General features: G+C 72.7%; 17 protein-coding genes, 1 tRNA gene and 1 pseudogene. 10 read left to right on the forward strand and 9 right to left on the reverse strand.

The window, feature by feature from the left end; all coding sequences use genetic code 11:
* Window positions 1-1807: pseudogene (locus tag IR158_RS01365) on the reverse strand (DNA-directed RNA polymerase subunit beta); the annotation flags it as partial.
* A gap of 474 nt (window positions 1808-2281) precedes the next feature.
* On the opposite strand from IR158_RS01365, the gene IR158_RS01370 reads away from it, so the two are divergent.
* The gene (locus IR158_RS01370; protein WP_291808496.1) at window positions 2282-2689 is read left to right on the forward strand and encodes a DUF4383 domain-containing protein; all 408 of its coding nucleotides are present in this window, start codon (window positions 2282-2284) and stop codon (window positions 2687-2689) included.
* 140 nt (window positions 2690-2829) lie between these two features.
* Entirely contained in the window at window positions 2830-3306 is a 477-nt protein-coding gene (locus IR158_RS01375; protein WP_291808499.1) for a hypothetical protein, read from the forward strand.
* A gap of 117 nt (window positions 3307-3423) precedes the next feature.
* Here the strand turns inward: IR158_RS01375 and rplL are convergent, their stop codons facing one another.
* The 3 genes from rplL to IR158_RS01390 all read right to left on the reverse strand — a co-directional run bounded on the left by rplL (window position 3424) and on the right by IR158_RS01390 (window position 7219).
* Complete coding sequence (rplL, locus tag IR158_RS01380) at window positions 3424-3813, reverse strand: 50S ribosomal protein L7/L12 (RefSeq protein ID WP_227576145.1); 390 nt, start codon at window positions 3811-3813, stop codon at window positions 3424-3426.
* 94 nt (window positions 3814-3907) lie between these two features.
* Window positions 3908-4438 (reverse strand): 50S ribosomal protein L10, encoded by a 531-nt coding sequence (gene rplJ, locus IR158_RS01385; protein WP_227576146.1) that lies wholly within the window; start codon window positions 4436-4438, stop codon window positions 3908-3910.
* A 294-nt stretch (window positions 4439-4732) separates the two neighbouring features.
* A complete protein-coding gene (locus IR158_RS01390; RefSeq protein ID WP_291808508.1) occupies window positions 4733-7219 on the reverse strand; it encodes a CHAT domain-containing protein in 2487 nt (828 codons plus the stop codon).
* Window positions 7220-7389: 170 nt separating this feature from the next.
* Between IR158_RS01390 and IR158_RS01395 the strand changes: the two genes are divergently transcribed.
* From IR158_RS01395 to IR158_RS01405, 3 genes are all read left to right on the forward strand, one after another.
* Complete coding sequence (locus IR158_RS01395) at window positions 7390-8790, forward strand: S8 family serine peptidase (RefSeq protein ID WP_291808510.1); 1401 nt, start codon at window positions 7390-7392, stop codon at window positions 8788-8790.
* Window positions 8791-8863: 73 nt separating this feature from the next.
* Window positions 8864-9505: a sigma-70 family RNA polymerase sigma factor gene (locus IR158_RS01400; RefSeq protein WP_291808512.1), complete on the forward strand. Its 642-nt coding sequence runs from the start codon at window positions 8864-8866 to the stop codon at window positions 9503-9505.
* Window positions 9486-10010, forward strand: coding sequence for a hypothetical protein (locus IR158_RS01405; RefSeq protein ID WP_291808515.1), 525 nt, complete (start codon window positions 9486-9488; stop codon window positions 10008-10010). The genes IR158_RS01400 and IR158_RS01405 overlap by 20 nt, the downstream gene beginning before the upstream one ends.
* 155 nt (window positions 10011-10165) lie before the next feature.
* On the opposite strand, the gene rplA is transcribed toward IR158_RS01405, so the two are convergent.
* The 5 genes from rplA to IR158_RS01430 all read right to left on the reverse strand — a co-directional run bounded on the left by rplA (window position 10166) and on the right by IR158_RS01430 (window position 12952).
* Window positions 10166-10882, reverse strand: coding sequence for a 50S ribosomal protein L1 (gene rplA, locus IR158_RS01410; RefSeq protein WP_291808516.1), 717 nt, complete (start codon window positions 10880-10882; stop codon window positions 10166-10168).
* A gap of 114 nt (window positions 10883-10996) precedes the next feature.
* Window positions 10997-11428 (reverse strand): 50S ribosomal protein L11, encoded by a 432-nt coding sequence (gene rplK, locus IR158_RS01415; protein WP_291808519.1) that lies wholly within the window; start codon window positions 11426-11428, stop codon window positions 10997-10999.
* A gap of 83 nt (window positions 11429-11511) precedes the next feature.
* The gene (gene nusG, locus IR158_RS01420) at window positions 11512-12339 is read right to left on the reverse strand and encodes a transcription termination/antitermination protein NusG (RefSeq protein WP_291808521.1); all 828 of its coding nucleotides are present in this window, start codon (window positions 12337-12339) and stop codon (window positions 11512-11514) included.
* Window positions 12340-12437: 98 nt separating this feature from the next.
* Window positions 12438-12719, reverse strand: a complete 282-nt coding sequence (gene secE / locus IR158_RS01425) for a preprotein translocase subunit SecE (RefSeq protein WP_291808523.1) — start codon at window positions 12717-12719, stop codon at window positions 12438-12440.
* A 160-nt stretch (window positions 12720-12879) separates the two neighbouring features.
* Window positions 12880-12952 (reverse strand) — tRNA-Trp (locus IR158_RS01430).
* 242 nt (window positions 12953-13194) lie between these two features.
* Here IR158_RS01430 and IR158_RS01435 point away from each other — a divergent pair.
* The 5 genes from IR158_RS01435 to IR158_RS01455 all read left to right on the forward strand — a co-directional run bounded on the left by IR158_RS01435 (window position 13195) and on the right by IR158_RS01455 (window position 18208).
* Complete coding sequence (locus tag IR158_RS01435; RefSeq protein WP_291808525.1) at window positions 13195-14430, forward strand: pyridoxal phosphate-dependent aminotransferase; 1236 nt, start codon at window positions 13195-13197, stop codon at window positions 14428-14430.
* 95 nt (window positions 14431-14525) lie between these two features.
* The gene (locus IR158_RS01440) at window positions 14526-15431 is read left to right on the forward strand and encodes an ABC transporter ATP-binding protein (RefSeq protein WP_291808528.1); all 906 of its coding nucleotides are present in this window, start codon (window positions 14526-14528) and stop codon (window positions 15429-15431) included.
* Window positions 15428-16303, forward strand: a complete 876-nt coding sequence (locus tag IR158_RS01445) for an ABC transporter permease (protein ID WP_291808531.1) — start codon at window positions 15428-15430, stop codon at window positions 16301-16303. The genes IR158_RS01440 and IR158_RS01445 overlap by 4 nt, the downstream gene beginning before the upstream one ends.
* Window positions 16304-16346: 43 nt before the next feature.
* A complete protein-coding gene (locus IR158_RS01450) occupies window positions 16347-17582 on the forward strand; it encodes a sensor histidine kinase (protein WP_291808534.1) in 1236 nt (411 codons plus the stop codon).
* On the forward strand, window positions 17579-18208 hold the full coding sequence (locus IR158_RS01455; RefSeq protein ID WP_291808537.1) for a response regulator transcription factor: 630 nt from the start codon (window positions 17579-17581) through the stop codon (window positions 18206-18208). Before IR158_RS01450 ends, IR158_RS01455 begins: the two co-directional genes overlap by 4 nt.
* The last annotated feature ends 22 nt before the right edge of the window (window positions 18209-18230 follow it).

An 18230-nucleotide genomic window follows, 5' to 3' on the forward strand; every position in this document is an offset into this window, starting at 1 on the left:
GCATGTTGGCGCCCATGAGCGCGCGGTTGGCGTCGTCGTGCTCGAGGAACGGGATGAGCGCGGTCGCGACGGACACCATCTGGCGCGGCGAGACGTCCATGTAGTCCACGTTCGCCGGCGGGACCAGGTCGGGCTCGCCGCCCTTGGTGCGCACGAGGACGGCGTCCTCGACGAACGCGCCGTCCGCGGTCAGCGGCGCGTTCGCCTGGGCGATGATGTGCCGGTCCTCGTCGTCGGCGGTCAGGTAGTCGACCTCGTCGGACACCTTCCCGTCCTTGACGCGGCGGTACGGCGTCTCGACGAACCCGAACGGGTTGATGCGCCCGTACGTGGCGAGCGAGCCGATGAGGCCGATGTTCGGGCCCTCAGGGGTCTCGATCGGGCACATGCGGCCGTAGTGCGAGGTGTGGACGTCACGCACCTCCATGCCGGCGCGGTCGCGGGACAGACCACCCGGGCCGAGGGCCGACAGACGCCGCTTGTGCGTCAGGCCCGCGAGCGGGTTGTTCTGGTCCATGAACTGCGACAGCTGGCTCGTCCCGAAGAACTCCTTGATGGAGGCCACGACGGGGCGGATGTTGATGAGCGTCTGCGGCGTGATGGCCTCGACGTCCTGCGTCGTCATGCGCTCGCGCACGACGCGCTCCATCCGGGACAGGCCCGTGCGGACCTGGTTCTGGATGAGCTCGCCGACCGCGCGGATGCGACGGTTGCCGAAGTGGTCGATGTCGTCCGGCTCGACGCGGATCTCGATCGACTCCCCGCCGCGCGTGCCGGGCAGCGTGGGCTTGTCGATGTGCAGGGCCGCGAGGTACTTGATCGTCGCGACGACGTCCGACAGCGTGAGCACCGAGTCGGACAGCGGCGCGTCCTGGCCGAGCTTCTTGTTCAGCTTGTAGCGGCCGACCTTCGCCAGGTCGTAGCGCTTGGAGTTGAAGTAGAAGTTCTCGAGCAGCGCGCGGCCGGCCTCGACGGTCGGCGGCTCGCCCGGACGGATCTTGCGGTACAGGTCGAGCAGCGCCTCGTCCTGCGTCTGGACGTGGTCCTTCTCGAGGGTGTCGATGACCGCGGGGTACTCGGCGAACTCCTCGCGGATCTCGCTCTCGGTCATGCCGAGCGCCTTGAGCAGCACCGTCGCGTTCTGCTTGCGCTTGCGGTCGACGCGGACGCCGACGTTGTCGCGCTTGTCGATCTCGAACTCGAGCCAGGCACCGCGGCTCGGGATGACCTTGGCCGTGAGGACGTCCTTGTCGGACGTCTTGTCGGCCGTGCGCTCGAAGTACACGCCCGGGGAGCGGACGAGCTGCGAGACGACGACACGCTCGGTGCCGTTGATGATGAAGGTGCCGCGCTCGGTCATCAGGGGGAAGTCACCCATGAAGACGGTCTGCGACTTGATCTCGCCCGTCGTGTAGTTGACGAACTCCGCCGTGACGAACAGGGGCGCGGCGAAGGTGAAGTCCTTCTCCTTGCACTCCTCGGCCGTGTACTTGGGCGGCTCGAACCGGTGCTCGCGGAAGGAGAGGGACATGGTCCCGCCGAAGTCCTCGATCGGCGAGATCTCCTCGAAGATCTCCTCGAGGCCCGCGGTCTCCGGCACGTCGTTGCGGCCGACCTCGAGCGCGGCGGCCACACGGGCCTGCCAGCGCTCGTTGCCCAGCAGCCAGTCGAAGCTCTCGGTCTGCAGGCCGAGCAGATCGGGGACCTCGAGCGGCTCGTGGATCTTGGCGAACGAGATGCGACGGGATGCGGTGCGGTTCGCGATGGCGTCGGCGGACGGTGCATGAGGGATGCGCGAGGCAGCCAAGAGGGGTCCTTCCCTGCGGATCGTGGCACGCTGCGCCGCCTGGCATGGCGCAATCCCCCGCCACGACACGAGGTTCGACGCGCACGTACGTCAGAACCGGGGTCGGGATATCTGAGATCGCGGGCACAGGCCAGCGCAAAGCGCTAGCATACCCGCACGGGCGTGCCAAGTAAACCCCCCGCGGGTCTGCTCGTAGCGGCAACGTCGCCGCCCGCCCGACCCGCGAGCTCCGTACGCACCTCCGCCGGAGGTCCGTCCTCGTGCTCGGCATCCTCACCGACCCGCACATGGTGGCACACCCGCCCCCGACCGTGAACCCGGACGGCGCGTCGCGTGTCCCCCGGCACCGTCCCCGTCGGCGTGCGAGGCCGTCGCCGACCTCTTACCGTCGAGGGACGACAACGCTTCCGGCCAGGCAGAGGTCGGGCGTCCCCGGATGACCGCCAGGGGCCGCGCCCCGGAAAGCGAGCCATCATGTCCCAGTCCCCGAACCGCCTCGCCGCCGTCCTCTTCGGCCTGGTCTACACGCTCGTCGGACTCGCAGGCTTCCTCGTCACGGCGGACGTGCCGTTCGCTTCCCGTGAGGGCGAGCCGCTGCTCGGCTTCGAGGTCAACCCGCTGCACAACATCGTCCACCTCGTCGTCGGCATCGCCCTGCTGCTGGGCTCGCGCACCGTCGCCGGCGCGCGCGCGGCCAACCTCACCGTCGGCGCCATGTACCTGGTCGTCGGCATCGCGGGCCTGTTCATCATCGACACCGAGGCCAACATCCTCGCCCTCAACGGCGCGGACAACGTCCTGCACCTGGGCACCGCGGTGATCCTCTTCGCCGTCGCCCTGGGGGCGGACAAGCGGGTGCGCACGGGCGCCCGGACCGCATGACACCGGCGGACGCCGGCGCCCTGCGGACCTCATCCGTCGCGGCGTCCCGTCCGCAGCGCACCGCGGCGAGGACCACCGCGGTCAGGAGCGCGACGGCGGGGACCACGACGGCCTGGCCGGACGAGCCTCTTGCCACGTTCGTGAGCCGCACGTGGGGCGGGTGCGCCGCGCTCGGTGCGGGGCTCGTGCTGACGGGTATCGGCGCCGAGCACCTCGGTGGGCACCCGGCGGTGGCAGCCGCCCTGCTCGCGCTCGCCGCCGGGACGCTCGGCTCCGCGGTCGTCGCACTGCGCGGTGGGGCCACCCACCTGCCGCGCGCAGCCGTCGTGCTCGCCCTCGCGGGCGGGGCCGGCGCAGCCTCCGGGCTCGCCACCCAGCGGTTCGGCGCCGCCGAGCTCACGGCGTCGGCGCTCGGCGTGCTGGGCGCGGTCCTGCTGGGCGCCTCCGGTCACGTCACCGGCACCGGTGACGACCGGCGCACGGAGCACGGCGCGACCCGCCTGGTGCTGCTCGTCCTGGGGGCACTCGCGGTGGCGGCGGCGTGCGCCACCGGGCTCGCGGCGACCGAGGCGGGCGACCACGCCGTCCCGCACGGGCTGCACGTCCACCACGGGTGACGCGCGGCGAGCCCCGACGACGACGAAGCCCGCACCCTCGAAGGGGTGCGGGCTTCGTCGTGCGTGGCTGGCCCCGGCGGGCGTCCGACTCGCGTCAGGCGTCCGACCGGGCCCGGATCACTTGAGGGTGATCGTCGCGCCGGCGCCCTCGAGGGCAGCCTTGGCCTTCTCGGCCGTCTCCTTGTTGACACCCTCCAGGACCGGCTTCGGCGCGCCGTCGACGAGGTCCTTGGCCTCCTTCAGGCCGAGGCTCGTGAGCGTGCGCACCTCCTTGATGACCTGGATCTTCTTGTCACCGGCGGCCTCGAGGACGACGTCGAACGAGTCCTTCTCCTCCTCGACCTCGGCCTCGGCGCCACCGCCGGCCGGGCCGGCGACCGCGACGGCGGCCGGGGCTGCAGCGGTGACCTCGAAGGTCTCCTCGAACGCCTTCACGAACTCGGACAGCTCGATGAGCGTGAGGTCCTTGAACGCGTCGATGAGCTCGTCGGTGGTGAGCTTCGCCATGGTGGCGGTTCCTTCCGTTCGGACCCGCCGTCCGGTGGTCGGGCGGCGGGAGATGCTGGGCTTGCTACGAGAGCGTGCGGCCGGAGCGTCGGGCTCAGGCTGCGGCGTCGGACTCCTCGCGCTTGACGCGCAGGGCCTCGACGGTGCGCACGGCCTGCGAGGCAGGAGCCGTGAACAGGTACGCGGCCTGGTAGAGCTTGGCCTTCATCGCGCCGGCCGCCTTGGCCAGCAGGACCTCGCGGGACTCGAGGTCCGCGAGCTTGGTGATGTCCGCAGCGGTCACGGGGCGGCCGTCGAGGACGCCCGCCTTGATGACCAGTGCGGGGTTCGCCTTGGCGAAGTCACGCAGTCCCTTGGCCGCCTCGACCGGGTCACCGGTGACGAAGGCGATCGCCGACGGGCCCTCGAGCGCGTCGTCGAGGCCGTCGAAGCCGGCTTCCTTGGCCGCGATCGCGGTCAGCGTGTTCTTCACCACGGCGTAGTTCGCGTTGCCGCTGAGCGCCTTGCGCAGAGTCTTGAGCTGCGCGACGGTGAGCCCGCGGTACTCGGTCAGCACGGCCGCGTTCGAGCCGCGGAAGCGCTCCGTCAGCTCCGCGACAGCTGCAGCCTTGTCCGGCCTCGCCATGGCATTCCTTCCGGTGGTGGTGCCACCGGGCGTCTTTCCGTCGCTGTCGCTGGAACGACAAGAGCCCCGCGCAGGCGCGGGGCTCGGACAAGGACCACCACCCGGGCCGGGGCCACGAGCAGCACGATCACGTGCGACGAACTCTCACCTGCGCAGGCCCCCGCGTCATGCGGAGCTTCGGCCGGTCCGACGAGCGGACCGACGACCGGCGGTCTTGGGCGCCACGAGACTACGACAGATCCGCGGCACGTCCAAATCCCGGGACGTGGAGCGCCCCGCTCCCCCACCGGGACCTCACGCCGCACCGTGAGCGCTGAACGTGCACCAGTTGACGAACCCCGCAGGGGTGTCGCGGTCGATCTCCCCGCGCGCCCCGTGCAACGCGCGGGCCATCGTCTGGCCGGCCGCGAGTCGCCGGTGCAGCGCGAGCATGAGGTCGACGACCTCGACGTCCGGCACGGCGGCGATGGACGCCACGACACCGGCGGTCCCGCGCGAGAGCAGGCTGCTCACGAAACCCAGGACCTCGTCCCCCGCGAACGCCACGTCCGCGCCGGAGTGGCACGACGCGAGGACGAGCCGCCGGGGGGCAGCACCTGCCGCGTGCAGCTCCTGCACCGTGAGCCGCCCGTCCGCCAAGGAGATCGAGGAGAACATCGGGCTGTCCGCACGCAGCGACCCGTGGCACGCGAGGTGTGCGATGTCGGCACCCTCCAACGCGCGGACGACGGCGTCGGACGTGGCGTCCCGTGCATCGAGGACCTGAGCCGCGGGGTAGGTCCGCCGCAGGGCGGCGACCTCCTCACGCGCGCCGACCAGGTCGGGGCCCGCGACCAGGACCTGGCCGGTCCTGTCGTCCCGTGCCCAGTCCGCGGTGCGTCGCCACAGCGAGGCGGACGGGGCGAGGCTCACGGGCCCCGCGTGCAGCGCCGACCACGGGACACCGTGCAGCACGCCCACGGGGACGACGACCAGCTCGTCATCCGTCCCGACCCCCAGCGGCGAGACGAGCGCACGCGACAGGGCGTCGAGCCGCAGCTCGGCGCTGACGCGCGCCGCGTCAGCAGCCGCCGCACCGCGGGGGTTCGCCAGGCGCCGCAGCGCGAAGACCAGTGCACGCAGATGGTCGGCCACGTCCTGCTCCGGACCGAGCTCGACGATGCGTGAGCGCGGTCCGTCGACCACCACGGCGACGAGACGACCGCTGTGGCCACCCAGCTCGACGAGGACACGGCCCTCGAGGCCGGCACGCAGACGCGCCAGGCTCCACGGCGTCCCCCTGGTGCGGGACGCCCGCGCGACATCGTGCCAGTCCGACGACAGCACCCGGTTCTCGTCGACCGTCGCGACCGGCGGCGCGGTCACCGGCGCCTGCACGGGCAACCTGCCGGCGAGCGCGAGGGCCCGGGTGCGCTCCATCCAGGCGAGCACCCTGCCGGGCGTGCTCGACCGGTGCAGCACCTCCAGCCCGATCGCCCCGAGCTCTGCCCCGTGCCCCGACGCCAGCGCCCGCAGCTCCACGGTGGGCAGGCTGTCGCGGTGGACCGCGAGGTCGCGCAACCCGGTGTCGCACTGTCGGACGGCACCCTCCGCGTCGCTCCGCAGCAACGCCGCCCGGGCAGCCGCGATGCGACCCTTGACCCGCACGGGCACGGCACCGTCCACCGCGAGCCGCGCCGCCTCGGTGTACGACTCCAGCCCGTGGGCGACCTCGCCACGGGCATCAGCCAGCCGTCCGGCCAGCACGTGCGCGTCGACGGCCGCCGACAGGTCGCCTGCGCGCACGAGCCGCGACGCCACCTTCCGCACCTCGGTCGCCTGGTCGGAGTCGGCCGCGCCCCCGAGGAATACGGCCTCCACCTCGACCAGCACCGCCTGGTCCCGCCAGCGATCGCGACGCTGCTTCTCCGCCGCCCGACGCAACGCCGCTCCCGCACGTGCCGCGCCGTCGAGGTCGCCCGAGAGCAGCAGGACGCGCGCGCGCCGAAGGCCGGCCTCGAGCGCGAGGAGCGGCAGCCCCAGACGGTCGAACTCGTCCTCGGCCCGCCCGGCGGCGGCCACCGCCTCCGGCAGCAGGCGCAGGTCCGTCATGGCATCGGCATACTCCGTGAAGTACTCGCCGAGCGGGATGCCCGCCTCCGAGTAGACGGCCGACGCGCGCTCGAAGTCGCGCATCCCCGAGCCCAGCCGACCTGCGCGCACCTTGATCCACGCGCGCGTCTGGAGCGCCGGCGCGAGCATGGCCGGACCCGCGTCCTGCGCGAGCCGCACCGCCTGCTCGACCGCGCGCAGCGCGTCGGTGTAGGCCGCCCGCTCGGAGAGCACCATCGCCAGGTTGTTGCCCGCCACGACTGCGGTGCCCACCTGGAGGTCCGGGCTGTCGAGCACCCGTCGGTAGCCCCGCTCCGCGTCCACGAGCCGGCCCGCGTTGTGGTCGAGGACGCTCCGTGCGAGCAGCGCACGACCGACCGCCCGGCGACGCTCGGGTCCCCCTACCCCGGGTGCGGGATCACGCAGGGCCCGGTCGAGGTCGCGGCGCGCACCCGCGAGGTCACCGAGCTCCTGGCGGACGTAGGCGCGACTGACCCGCGCCGCACCCTCGACCTCGGTGAGCCGGTGCCGGCGCGCAGTCTCGACCGCGTCGTCGAGCAGGGCCCGCGCCGTGTCGGTCTCAAGGCGCACGCGGTGCGTCCACGCCAGAGCCCGCAGCGCGATGACCCGCAGCTCGACGTCTCGCGTGCGACGGGCACGTTCGAGGGCCGCGCGCGCGCTCGGCTCCACCTGGGCAGGATCCGCCTGGTGCGCATCGGCGACACCCCAGAGGTGTATCAGGAGCTCCTCCCGGCTCTCCTCCCCGCGGAGAGACAGGTCCGGCGCGTTCTCACCCCGCACGGACGACGTCCTCACCATCTGCTGATCGTAGGCTGCGCAATCCCGCCCAAGGAGGACATGTGAGCGTGTACCGGACCGACCCACCCTCACTCGGGCGCCCGTTCGGGCGCGACTACGCCCCGGGTGCGGCAGCCTTCGCCGCAGACCCCGCTGTGCGACGAGTGGTCGCGCGGCAGGCGGCCGAGCTGGCCCGCACGTCGAACGACCCCGAGGTCCGTGGCCGTGGTGACGCGATCCGGGAGCGCGTACGCGGCCGCTGGCTGCGCGGCGACCGCCGGGTCGACGTCCTCCGTGGCAAGGGGCGGGACGACGAGAAGGCGCTCGTCGTCGGCGGCGAGGTGCTGGTGAGCGCGGCCTCGTGGCCCGACGTCGCCGACGAGGCCACTCGCGACGGGCTGACCCGCACCGAGGTCGGGTGCGCCGACCTCGAGGACCGCGTGGTGCGGCTCCGCACCGACGGCGAGGACGCCACCACGCGGCTCACCCGGTTCGTGACCGACCTGCGCGCGCAGGGCCACCCGGTGTCGTTCAGCTACGTCACGCCGCTCGCACCCGTGATGAAGGGCTGCTCCGGGGTCCCGGCGCCCGGCCTCGCGGCATTCGCCGACTACGGCCCCGTCGACCCGTCCTTCGGGCGGGGGGTGCGCGTCGCTGTGATCGACACCGGCATCGTCGAGCAGTCGCGCTCCGACGGCTGGCTCGATGGCGTCGCACGTGCCCCCGGCCGCTCGCCCGCGGAGTCGAACCTCGACGTGCTCGATGCAGACCCGGCCGACGGCTACCTCGACGTGTCGGCCGGCCATGGCACGTTCGTCGCGGGCATCATCGCCCAGGTCGCGCCGGGCGCCGAGATCACGGCGCACCGTGCCCTCACGACCAGCGGGACGGCGACGGACGTCGACGTCGCGTGCGCCCTGATCCGGGCCGTGCGGGAGAACGCGCAGATCGTCAACCTGTCCCTCGGGACCGAGACCTACCTGGACGAGCCTCCGCTGGCGCTGGCCGCGGCGCTCGACGTGGTGCGCGAGATCGAGATGGCGCGCGGCTGGGAGACGGTCATCGTCGCTGCCGGCGGCAACGGTGGCACCACGTCGCCGGTCTGGCCCGCCGCGTTCGGGCGGGTCCTGTCGGTCGGTGGCCTGACCGCCGGCCTGAAGCCGAGTGCGTGGTCGAGCCGAGGGCACTGGATCGACGTGTCGGCCGTCGGCGAGGGCGTCGTCTCCACGTACGTCACCGGGGCACAGTCGCCCGACCTCGCGGCCGAGCCTCAGACCTTCACCGGCGACGCCTGGGCGCGGTGGAGCGGAACCTCCTTCGCCGCACCCCAGGTTGCGGGCGCGGTCGCGCGCGCCATGACCGAGCACTCGCTGTCTGCGACGCAGGCCGTCGACGCGCTGCTCGCCGCCGGCAAGCCCGTCGCAGGGTTCGGCAAGGCCTTGCAGATCCTTCCGGGAGCCTGACGTGCTGGGCACCTGCCTCGTCGAGCGTCATGATGGCCTTCGGGACGAACCCGACAGGCGAAGGAGCCGCGCCGTGAGCAGCCGAGAACAGCCGGGCAGACCGTACGGTGACCGCACCGCGACACAGCTCGTGGCGGGTGCGCTCACCGGTGACGAGGGCTCGTGGTCGGAGATCGTCCGACGGCACACCAACCTCGTGATGGCTCGGGTCCGGCAGTTCCGGCTCACGCCGCAGCAGGCGGAGGACGTCGCGCAGACCGTGTGGCTGAACCTGCTCGAGCACCTCGGCGACCTGCGCGAGCCGGAGGCGCTGCCCGGTTGGATCTCGACCGCGACGCGCCACGAGTGCATCCGCATGACGAACCTGTCGCGGCGGTCGATCCCCGTCGACCCGACGACCGGCCGCCTCGACGCCCAGGACGACGTCGAGCTGGACCGCGAGCTGCTGCGCAGCGAGCGCCACGCGGCACTCCGGGCGGCCTTGGCCGAGCTGCCCCCGCACCAGCGTGAGCTGCTGCTCCTGCTCTCGACCGATCCACCCCCGAGCTACCAGGAGGTGTCCGCGCAGCTGGGCATCCCCGTGGGGTCCATCGGCCCCACGCGCCAGCGCGGGCTGGCCCGGCTCCGTCAGACGGAGGCCATCCGCACCTATCTCGCGACGCCGTCCGGCGCCGTGCTCGGCGAAGGAGGCCGCGATGTCCTGGCACTCGGATGACGTGAGCCTGCCGCAGCCGCGCCCGGCGGACCGGTGGGAGGACGACGACGCGCTCGCCGCCGACCTGGTGGAGGCGCTCCGCGAGGAGGAGGTGCTGCAGCGGGTCAGCGCGGCAGCGACGACGGCGTTCGGCGCCCACCGCGGGATGCTGGCTCTGCGCGAGGAGCTGGCCACCGACCTGCTGCTGCTGACCCTCGTGCACGACTCGTCCACCGCGGGCGAGCTGACAGGGGTCCGTGACCGCAGCGGCCAGCCCTCGCGGACCCTCGTCTTCGAGGGCGAGGGCGTCGGGGTGGAGGTCGAGGTGACCGACGGCGCGATCGAGGGTCAGCTGATCCCGGCCCGGCCCGGTCGCGTCGTGCTGCGCCGGCCCGACGGCGACCTCGCTGCCGTGGACACCGACGAGGTCGGGTACTTCCGCCTGGAGGCCCGACCCGAGGGACCTGTGCGCCTGGTCTGCGAGACGACGGACGGCACGTGCGTGACCGAGTGGCTGCCCTGGTGAGGGGCTGACGCGCCGCGAGACGCTTCCGGCGTGGACAGGGCCCGGTCCGCAGGGGGGACCGGGCCCTGTCCGCGTCCGGCGGGAACGGCGCGTCGACGCACGACGGCCCGGCACCCTGGAGGGTGCCGGGCCGTCTACGAGCGGTGGAGCGACCGTCAGGCCGCGTCCTCCTCCGTGAGGTTGCGCGTCTTGCTCTGGTCCAGCGGGATGCCGGGGCCGTTGGTGGTCGACAGCGTCGCCTTGGCGATGTAGCGCCCCTTCGACGACGCGGGCTTCAGACGCAGGATCTCGTCGAGCGCGGCGGCGTAGTTCTCCACCAGCTGGGTCTCCGAGAAGGAGGCCTTGCCGATGATGAAGTGCAGGTTCGCGTGCCGGTCGACACGGAACTCGATCTTGCCGCCCTTGATGTCGGACACGGCCTTGGCCACGTCCATCGTCACGGTGCCCGTCTTCGGGTTCGGCATGAGGCCGCGGGGGCCCAGCACCTTGCCCAGTCGACCGACCTTGCCCATGAGGTCCGGGGTGGCCACGGCGGCGTCGAAGTCCGTCCAGCCGCCCGCGACCTTGGCGATGAGGTCGTCGCCGCCGACCTCATCGGCACCGGCGGCGCGGGCCTGCTCGGCACGCTCGCCGTTCGCGAACACGATGACGCGGGCCGTCTTGCCGGTGCCGTGGGGCAGGTTCACCGTGCCGCGGACCATCTGGTCGGCCTTGCGGGGGTCGACACCGAGGCGGAACGCGACCTCGACGGTCGAGTCGTACTTGGTGGTCGACGTCTCCTTGGCGAGGCGCACGGCCTCGAGGGGGGCGTAGATCCGCTCGGGGTCGATCTTCTCGACGGCGGCGCGGTACGCCTTGCTGTGCTTGGGCATCTGCCTGTTCTCCTTCTGTCAGCAGTTGTGGTCATGCGGGCCGCACACGGGCCCTGCCACTGTCGGTGAGCGCAGGTCGCGCTCACCGACGCGTCGTGAGTGCCGAGCGGAAGCTCAGCCCTCGACCTTGATGCCCATCGACCGGGCGGTGCCGGCGATGATCTTCTCGGCCGACGCGAGGTCGTTCGCGTTGAGGTCCTCGAGCTTGGTGCTGGCGATCTCGCGGACCTGGTCCGCCGTCAGCGAGCCCACCTTGACGGTGTGCGGCGTCGGCGAGCCCTTGGCCACACCTGCGGCCTTCTTGATCAGCTCGGCGGCCGGCGGCGTCTTCGTGATGAAGGTGAACGAGCGGTCCTCGTACACCGTGATCTCGACGGGGATGACGTTGCCGCGCTGCGACTCGGTCGCCGCGTTGTACGCCTTGCAGAACTCCATGATGTTGACGCCGTGCTGACCCAGCGCGGGGCCGATCGGCGGCGCGGGGGTCGCGGCACCGGCGTTGATCTGGAGCTTGATGAGGCCGGTGACCTTCTTCTTCGGGGGCATGATGCCTTCCGTTTCTTCTCGTGGGCCGACGCCGTGGGCGATGACCCGGTTGCAGGGCCCCGCGGCGCGGGGCGGTCAGCAGGTCAGATCTTCGAGACCTGGCTGAAGGACAGCTCGACCGGGGTCTCCCGGCCGAAGAGCGAGACGAGGACCTTGAGCTTCTGGTTCTCGGGGTTGATCTCGGAGATCGTGGCCGGCAGCGTGTCGAACGGCCCGCCGTCGGTCACGGTGACCGACTCGCCGACCGTGAAGTCGACCTCCACCGGCTTGCTCGACGCCTTGGCGGCCTGCTGCGCGGGCGTCTTCGCCTCGATCGCGGGGGCCAGCATCGAGAAGACCTCGTCGAGCGTGAGCGGCACGGGCTGGTGCGTGTGACCCACGAACCCGGTGACGCCCGGCGTGTGGCGCACGGCGCCCCACGACTCGTCGGTCAGGTCCATGCGGACCAGGACGTAGCCGGGGATCCGCACGCGCTTGACGACCTTGCGCTGCGCGTTCTTGATCTCCACGACCTCTTCCATGGGGACCTCCACCTGGTGGATGTAGTCCTCCATGTTGAGGCTCTGCGTGCGCGACTCGAGGTTCGCCTTCACGCGGTTCTCGTACCCCGCGTAGGAGTGGATGACGAACCAGTCACCGGGCATGCGACGCAGCTGGGCCTTGAACGCGGCGACCGGGTCCTCGTCCGGGTCGACCTCGTCGACCTCGGAGGCGCCGTCGGCGTCCTCGGCCGCGACGTCGTCCGCGGCGGTGGCGTCGTCGACGGTGACGTCGTCCTCCTCGACGGCGTCGGTGGCGGCCGTGTCGTCGACCTCGTCACCCGCGCTCGCCTCGACGGCCTCGACAGACGCCAGGGCGTCCGCGAGCTCGGCCTCGGCGCCCGACGTGGGCTCCTGCGACTCCTGCGACACGTGCAACCTGCTTTCTCCGTTGTGGACCGGCGCGCGCCGGTGCGTGCGCGGCTCGACCCGCGCGGGTGGGGTGATGCGTCGGCGTCAGCCGGCGTGCGTCACCCGAAGACCCAGAACGCCAGCTTGCCGACCCCCAGGTCGATCACCGTCACGAACAGCATGACGACCGTGACGAACACGAGCACGACGCTGGTGTACGTGACGAGCTCCTGCCGGGTCGGACGGACGACCTTCTTGAGCTCGGCCACGACCTGGCGCACGAAGAGCGCGATGCGCGCGAACAGCCCGCGCTTCTCCTCGCCGCGACGCGGAGCACGCTCGCTCCTGCTGGCGGCCGAGCCCTCGGCGTCGGACGCCGCGGCGGCAGCGGTATCGCTCACGTCTGGCCCCTGTCTCGTCATCGGTGCGACACCCGGGGTGGGTGCCGCGTGTCGAGGACGCACGGACTGGCCGACGCGACGCGCCGGACCGACCGGCGGTCCTGCTCACGACGCCGACCCGGACCTCGGGTTGCCCCGAGGCCGAGCCGGTCCGCGTGCGCAGGGCAGACAGGACTCGAACCTGCAACCTGCGGTTTTGGAGACCGCTGCGCTACCAATTGCGCCACTGCCCTACGACGGCCGGGTCGCCATGAGCTCCGCGTCACCGCCGGACCAGGCTCGATCATCTCGAGCTCGACCTGAAGGCGTGCTTCATCATGGCGGACGTCAACCGCCGGTGGACCACTGTACGCGACGCGGGGCGGTACGGTCGAACCCGCTCGGAACGGGACCTCGCGCCGCCCTGGACCAGGCTGCGTACCACGTCGTGATATGCCGTGGCCCCGCACCCGTGCTGCTCTGCGAGGATGTCCGCGTGACCGAGCACAGCGCCCAGACGACGACGTCCACCCGCGCCCGGGTCTCCGCCCGGGTCGCCGCGATCGCGGAGTCCGCGACCCTCGCGGTCGACGCGAAGGCGAAGGCGCTCAAGGCGGCAGGACGGCCGGTGATCGGATTCGGGGCCGGCGAGCCCGACTTCCCGACGCCGGACTACATCGTCGAGGCCGCGGTCCGGGCCGCGCAGGACCCGGTCAACCACCGCTACTCCCCCGCCGCCGGTCTGCCGGTGCTGCGCGAGGCGATCGCCGCCAAGACGCTGCGCGACTCGGGGTACGAGGTGAAGGCGTCCGACGTCCTCGTCACGAACGGTGGCAAGCAGGCCGTCTTCCAGGCCTTCGCCGCGATCCTCGACCCGGGCGACGAGGTCCTGCTGCCCGCGCCCTACTGGACGACGTACCCCGAGGCCATCCGGCTGACGGGCGCCGAGCCGGTCGAGGTGTTCGCGGGCGTCGACCAGGGCTACCTGGTCACCGTCGAGCAGCTGGAGGCGGCACGCACGCCGCGCACCAAGGCGCTGCTGTTCAACTCGCCGTCCAACCCCACGGGCGCGGTGTACTCCCCCGAGCAGACGGAAGAGATCGGCCGCTGGGCGCTGGAGCACGGCATCTGGGTCGTCACCGACGAGATCTACGAGCACCTGACGTACGACGACGCGGTGTTCACGCCGATCGTGCGCGTCGTGCCCGAGCTCGAGGACACGACGATCGTGCTCAACGGCGTCGCGAAGACCTACGCGATGACGGGATGGCGCGTCGGCTGGATGATCGGCCCGACGGACGTCATCAAGGCCGCGACCAACCTGCAGTCGCACCTGTCGTCGAACGTCGCCAACGTGTCGCAGCGCGCGGCCGTGGCGGCGCTGACCGGTGACCTGTCCGCCGTCGACACGATGCGGACCGCGTTCGACCGCCGCCGTCGCACCATGGTGGGGATGCTCGAGCAGATCGACGGCGTGCGCTGCCCGGCGCCGCAGGGCGCGTTCTACGCGTACCCGTCCGTCGAGGGGGTCCTGGGGCGCACCATCCGCGGCGTCACGCCGACGACGTCGGCCGAGCTCGCGTCGCTGATCCTCGACGAGGTCGAGGTCGCGGTCGTGCCCGGCGAGGCGTTCGGCCCGAGCGGCTACCTGCGGCTGTCGTACGCCCTGGGGGACGACGACCTGGCCGAGGGCGTCGGCCGCATCCAGGCCCTGCTCGGCGAGGCCGTCTGACCTCCTGACGGACCCCCGTGTCCACCGGTCGGTGGACACGGGCGCCCGTCGTGCGGTCGTGCCGTAGCCGCACGTCGGCGCGGCAGGCTGGTGGCATGGCGACCACGAACGCCCCGGCCGTCCTGGTCGAGGGGCTGCACAAGAGGTACGGCGACAAGCGTGCCGTGGACGGGCTGGACCTGCGGGTCGAGCACGGCGAGATCGTCGCGGTCCTGGGCCCGAACGGCGCCGGGAAGACCACGACGGTCGAGACCCTCGAGGGGTTCAGACGCGCCGACGCCGGGCACGTGCGCGTGCTCGGCGAGGACCCCGCCCGTGGCGACCGGGCGTGGCGGGCACGGCTCGGGGTGGTGCTGCAGGACAACCAGGACCTCGCGGAGGTCACCGTCGCCGAGATCGTGCGGCACGTCGCGGGCTTCTACCCCGCGCCCCGGCACCCGGAGGCCGTGATCGAGGAGGTCGGCCTGCGCGAGAAGCGGTCGGCCCGCGTCCGCGCGCTCTCCGGTGGGCAACGGCGCCGCCTCGACGTCGCGCTCGGGATCGTCGGCGACCCCGAGCTGCTGTTCCTGGACGAGCCGACCACGGGCTTCGACCCCGAGGCGCGCCACGCGTTCTGGGACCTGGTCGAGTCCCTGCGTGACGGGGGCACGACGATCCTGCTGACCACCCACTACCTCGAGGAGGCCGAGCGTCTCGCGGACCGGGTGGTCGTGGTGGCACGCGGACGCGTCGTCGCGGAGGGTGCACCGGCGGACCTGGGCGGGCGGCAGGCGCGACGCGCACGCGTGCGCTGGACCGTCGACGGCGTCGGCCACGAGGAGGCCACGGACACCCCCACGGCGCTCGTCGCGCGGTTGGCCGCGCAGGTCGGGCGGCCCGACGGGGAGGTGCCGGGCCTGCAGGTCCTGCGGCCGACCCTGGAGGACGTGTACCTCGGGCTGATCGACGGGACCACGACGGGCGCCACGACGGACGGGTCCCTCGAGGAGGCGGCACGATGAGCACGACGACCGGCACCACCGACGGCACGCTCACCGCACCCGCCGCCCCGCGCGCCGCCCGCCCGCTGCCCGGACTGGCGCGCCTCGCGCTGGCGCGCACGGCGTTCGAGGTCCGCGTGTTCTTCCGCGAGCGGGACGCGGTGGTGTTCGTGTTCGCCTACCCGATCCTCATGCTCGCGATCTTCGCGACCGTGTTCGGCTCCGACGAGGAGCTGGCGTCGGGCACGGGCGTCTACTTCCCGCAGTACTTCCTGCCCGGGATGGTCGCCACGGGCGTCATGCTCTCGAGCTTCCAGAACCTTGCCATCGCCATCGCGGCCGAGCGTGACGACGGCACCCTCAAGCGCCTGCGGTCGACACCTCTGCCCGCCACGGCCTACTTCCTGGGCAAGACCGGGCAGGTGCTCGTCACCGCCGCCGTCCAGACGGCGCTGCTGCTCGCCGTCGCCGCGCTGGCGTTCGACGTCCCGCTGCCGACCGACCCGCACCGGTGGCTGACGTTCGCGTGGGTGTTCGTGCTCGGCACCGCCACCGGCTCGGTGTGCGGGGTGGCGTTCTCGTCGGTGCCCCGCACCGGGCGCTCGGCCAGCCCCGTCGTGATCCCCGTGGTCCTGGTCCTGCAGTTCGTGTCCGGCGTGTTCTTCCAGTTCAACGAGCTGCCCACGTGGATGCAGCAGGCCGCCTCGGTGTTCCCGCTGAAGTGGATGGCCCAGGGCATGCGCTCGGTGTTCCTGCCGGACGAGCTGGCGGCGATCGAGCCGTCGGCCTCGTGGCAGCACGGTGCGACCGTGGCGGTGCTCGCCGCGTGGCTCGTCGTCGGGCTGGTCGTGGGCGTGCGGACGTTCCGCTGGCGCCGTCGGGACGACGGGTGACGCCCGCCCGCCGGCCGGCCACGCTCGTGGCAGAGTCGCACCCATGAGCCCCGTCGCCGACGCGCGCCCCGTGCCGCAGACCGTCGACCGGCACGGGTTCTGGCTGCGGACGCTGCTGATGTACGACCTGGTCTTCGCCGGGATGACGGCGGTGTACCTGCTGGCGGTGCTCATCGAGGCGGCGAGCCTGGCCGACGCCGGGGTCGCGCTGGTCACGATGGGGGTGCTGGCGCTCGCGTACGTCCTGGTCGGGCGCCGCGCCGCGCAGCGCGGCAGCGCCCGGCTCGCGGACGGCTACCTCGCGGTCCTCGTCGTCGTCGTGGTGGTGCAGGTCGCCAACGGTGACATCGGCTCCGTGCTGCTCTTCCTCGCCTTCCTGCAGATCTGGTTCTTCAGCCGCACCCGGGTCGCGGGCGTCGTGTGGGCGGTGGCGCTCACCCTCGGCATCACGACGGCCGCGGTGCTGCGCGTGCAGGCGACCGGCCCGCAGATCGCAGAGATCGCCGCCGAGTTCGGCACCGCGCTGCTCTTCGCGGTGGTCCTCGGGCTGTGGATCACCCAGGTGGCGGAGCAGAGCGAGGAACGCGCCTACCTGCTCGACGAGCTGCGCGCCACGCAGGAGGCGCTGGCGGCGTCGCACCACGCGGCCGGAGTGGTCGAGGAGCGGGAGCGCCTGGCCGCGGAGATCCACGACACGCTCGCGCAGGGCTTCACGTCCGTCGTGATGCTCGCGGGGGCTGCGGCCGTGGAGCTGGCTCGCGGGCACGTCGACCGGGTGGGCACGCGGCTGGAGCACATCGAGGACGTCGCACGCGACAACCTGGCCGAGGCGCGCGCGCTCGTCGCGGCGACCGCCCCTCCCGACCTCCAGGACGGCACCCTCGCGGACGCGCTCGCCCGGCTCGCCGCCCGGTTCGGCACCGAGACGGGCGTCCGCGTCGACGTCGTCGACGACGCCGGTGACAGCGTGGGCGCCGAGGCGCAGGTCGTGCTGCTGCGGGCCGCGCAGGAGTCGCTCGCCAACGTGCGCCGGCACGCCGGGGCGTCCCACGTGACGCTCCGGCTGGCACGCGACGACGACGAGCTCGTCCTCGAGGTCGCCGACGACGGCCGAGGGCTCGGTCCCGGCGTGGCCGAGGGCAACGGGCTGCGCGGCATGCGGGCACGGGCGGACGCGGCCGGGGGCACGTTCGACGTCACGGGCGGGCCGGGTGAGGGCACGTGCGTGCGGCTGCGCGTGCCGGCCCGTCAGCGCCTCACCACGGGCGCGTCGTCGTGACCGTGCGGGTCGTCGTGGCCGACGACCACCCCGTCGTGCGCTCCGGCATCGTCGCGCTGCTGCACCTCGAGCCGGACCTCGAGGTCGTGGGCGAGGCAGGTGACGGTGAGCGCGCCGTCGCCCTCGCCCACGAGCTGCAGCCGGACCTCGTCCTCATGGACCTGCGCATGCCGGGCACGGACGGCGCGACCGCGACGGCCCGGATCGTCGGCGAGCTGCCGGGCGTGCACGTCCTCGTCCTGACGACGTACGAGACCGACACGGACATCCTGCGCGCGGTCGAGGCCGGCGCGACGGGCTACCTGCTCAAGGACACCCCGCGCGACCAGCTCGTCGCCGGGGTGCGTGCCGCGGCGCGCGGCGAGTCCGCGCTGTCGCCCTCGGTCGCCCGCCGGCTGGTCCAGCAGGTGCGTGGCGACCACGGTGAGCGGCTGACCCCGCGTGAGCGCGAGGTCCTCGCGGGCGTCGCACGCGGTCTGTCCAACGCCGGCGTGGGGCGCGAGCTGTTCATCACCGAGGCCACCGTCAAGACGCACCTGCTGCGCGCGTTCGCGAAGCTCGGGGTCGACGACCGCACCCGTGCGGTGACCGTCGCGATCGAGCGCGGGATCCTGCCGGGCGCGTGAACCCGCGGCGTGCGGGTGCCGC

Source organism: Cellulomonas sp. (genome assembly GCF_015234515.1).
Classification (GTDB): domain Bacteria; phylum Actinomycetota; class Actinomycetes; order Actinomycetales; family Cellulomonadaceae; genus Cellulomonas.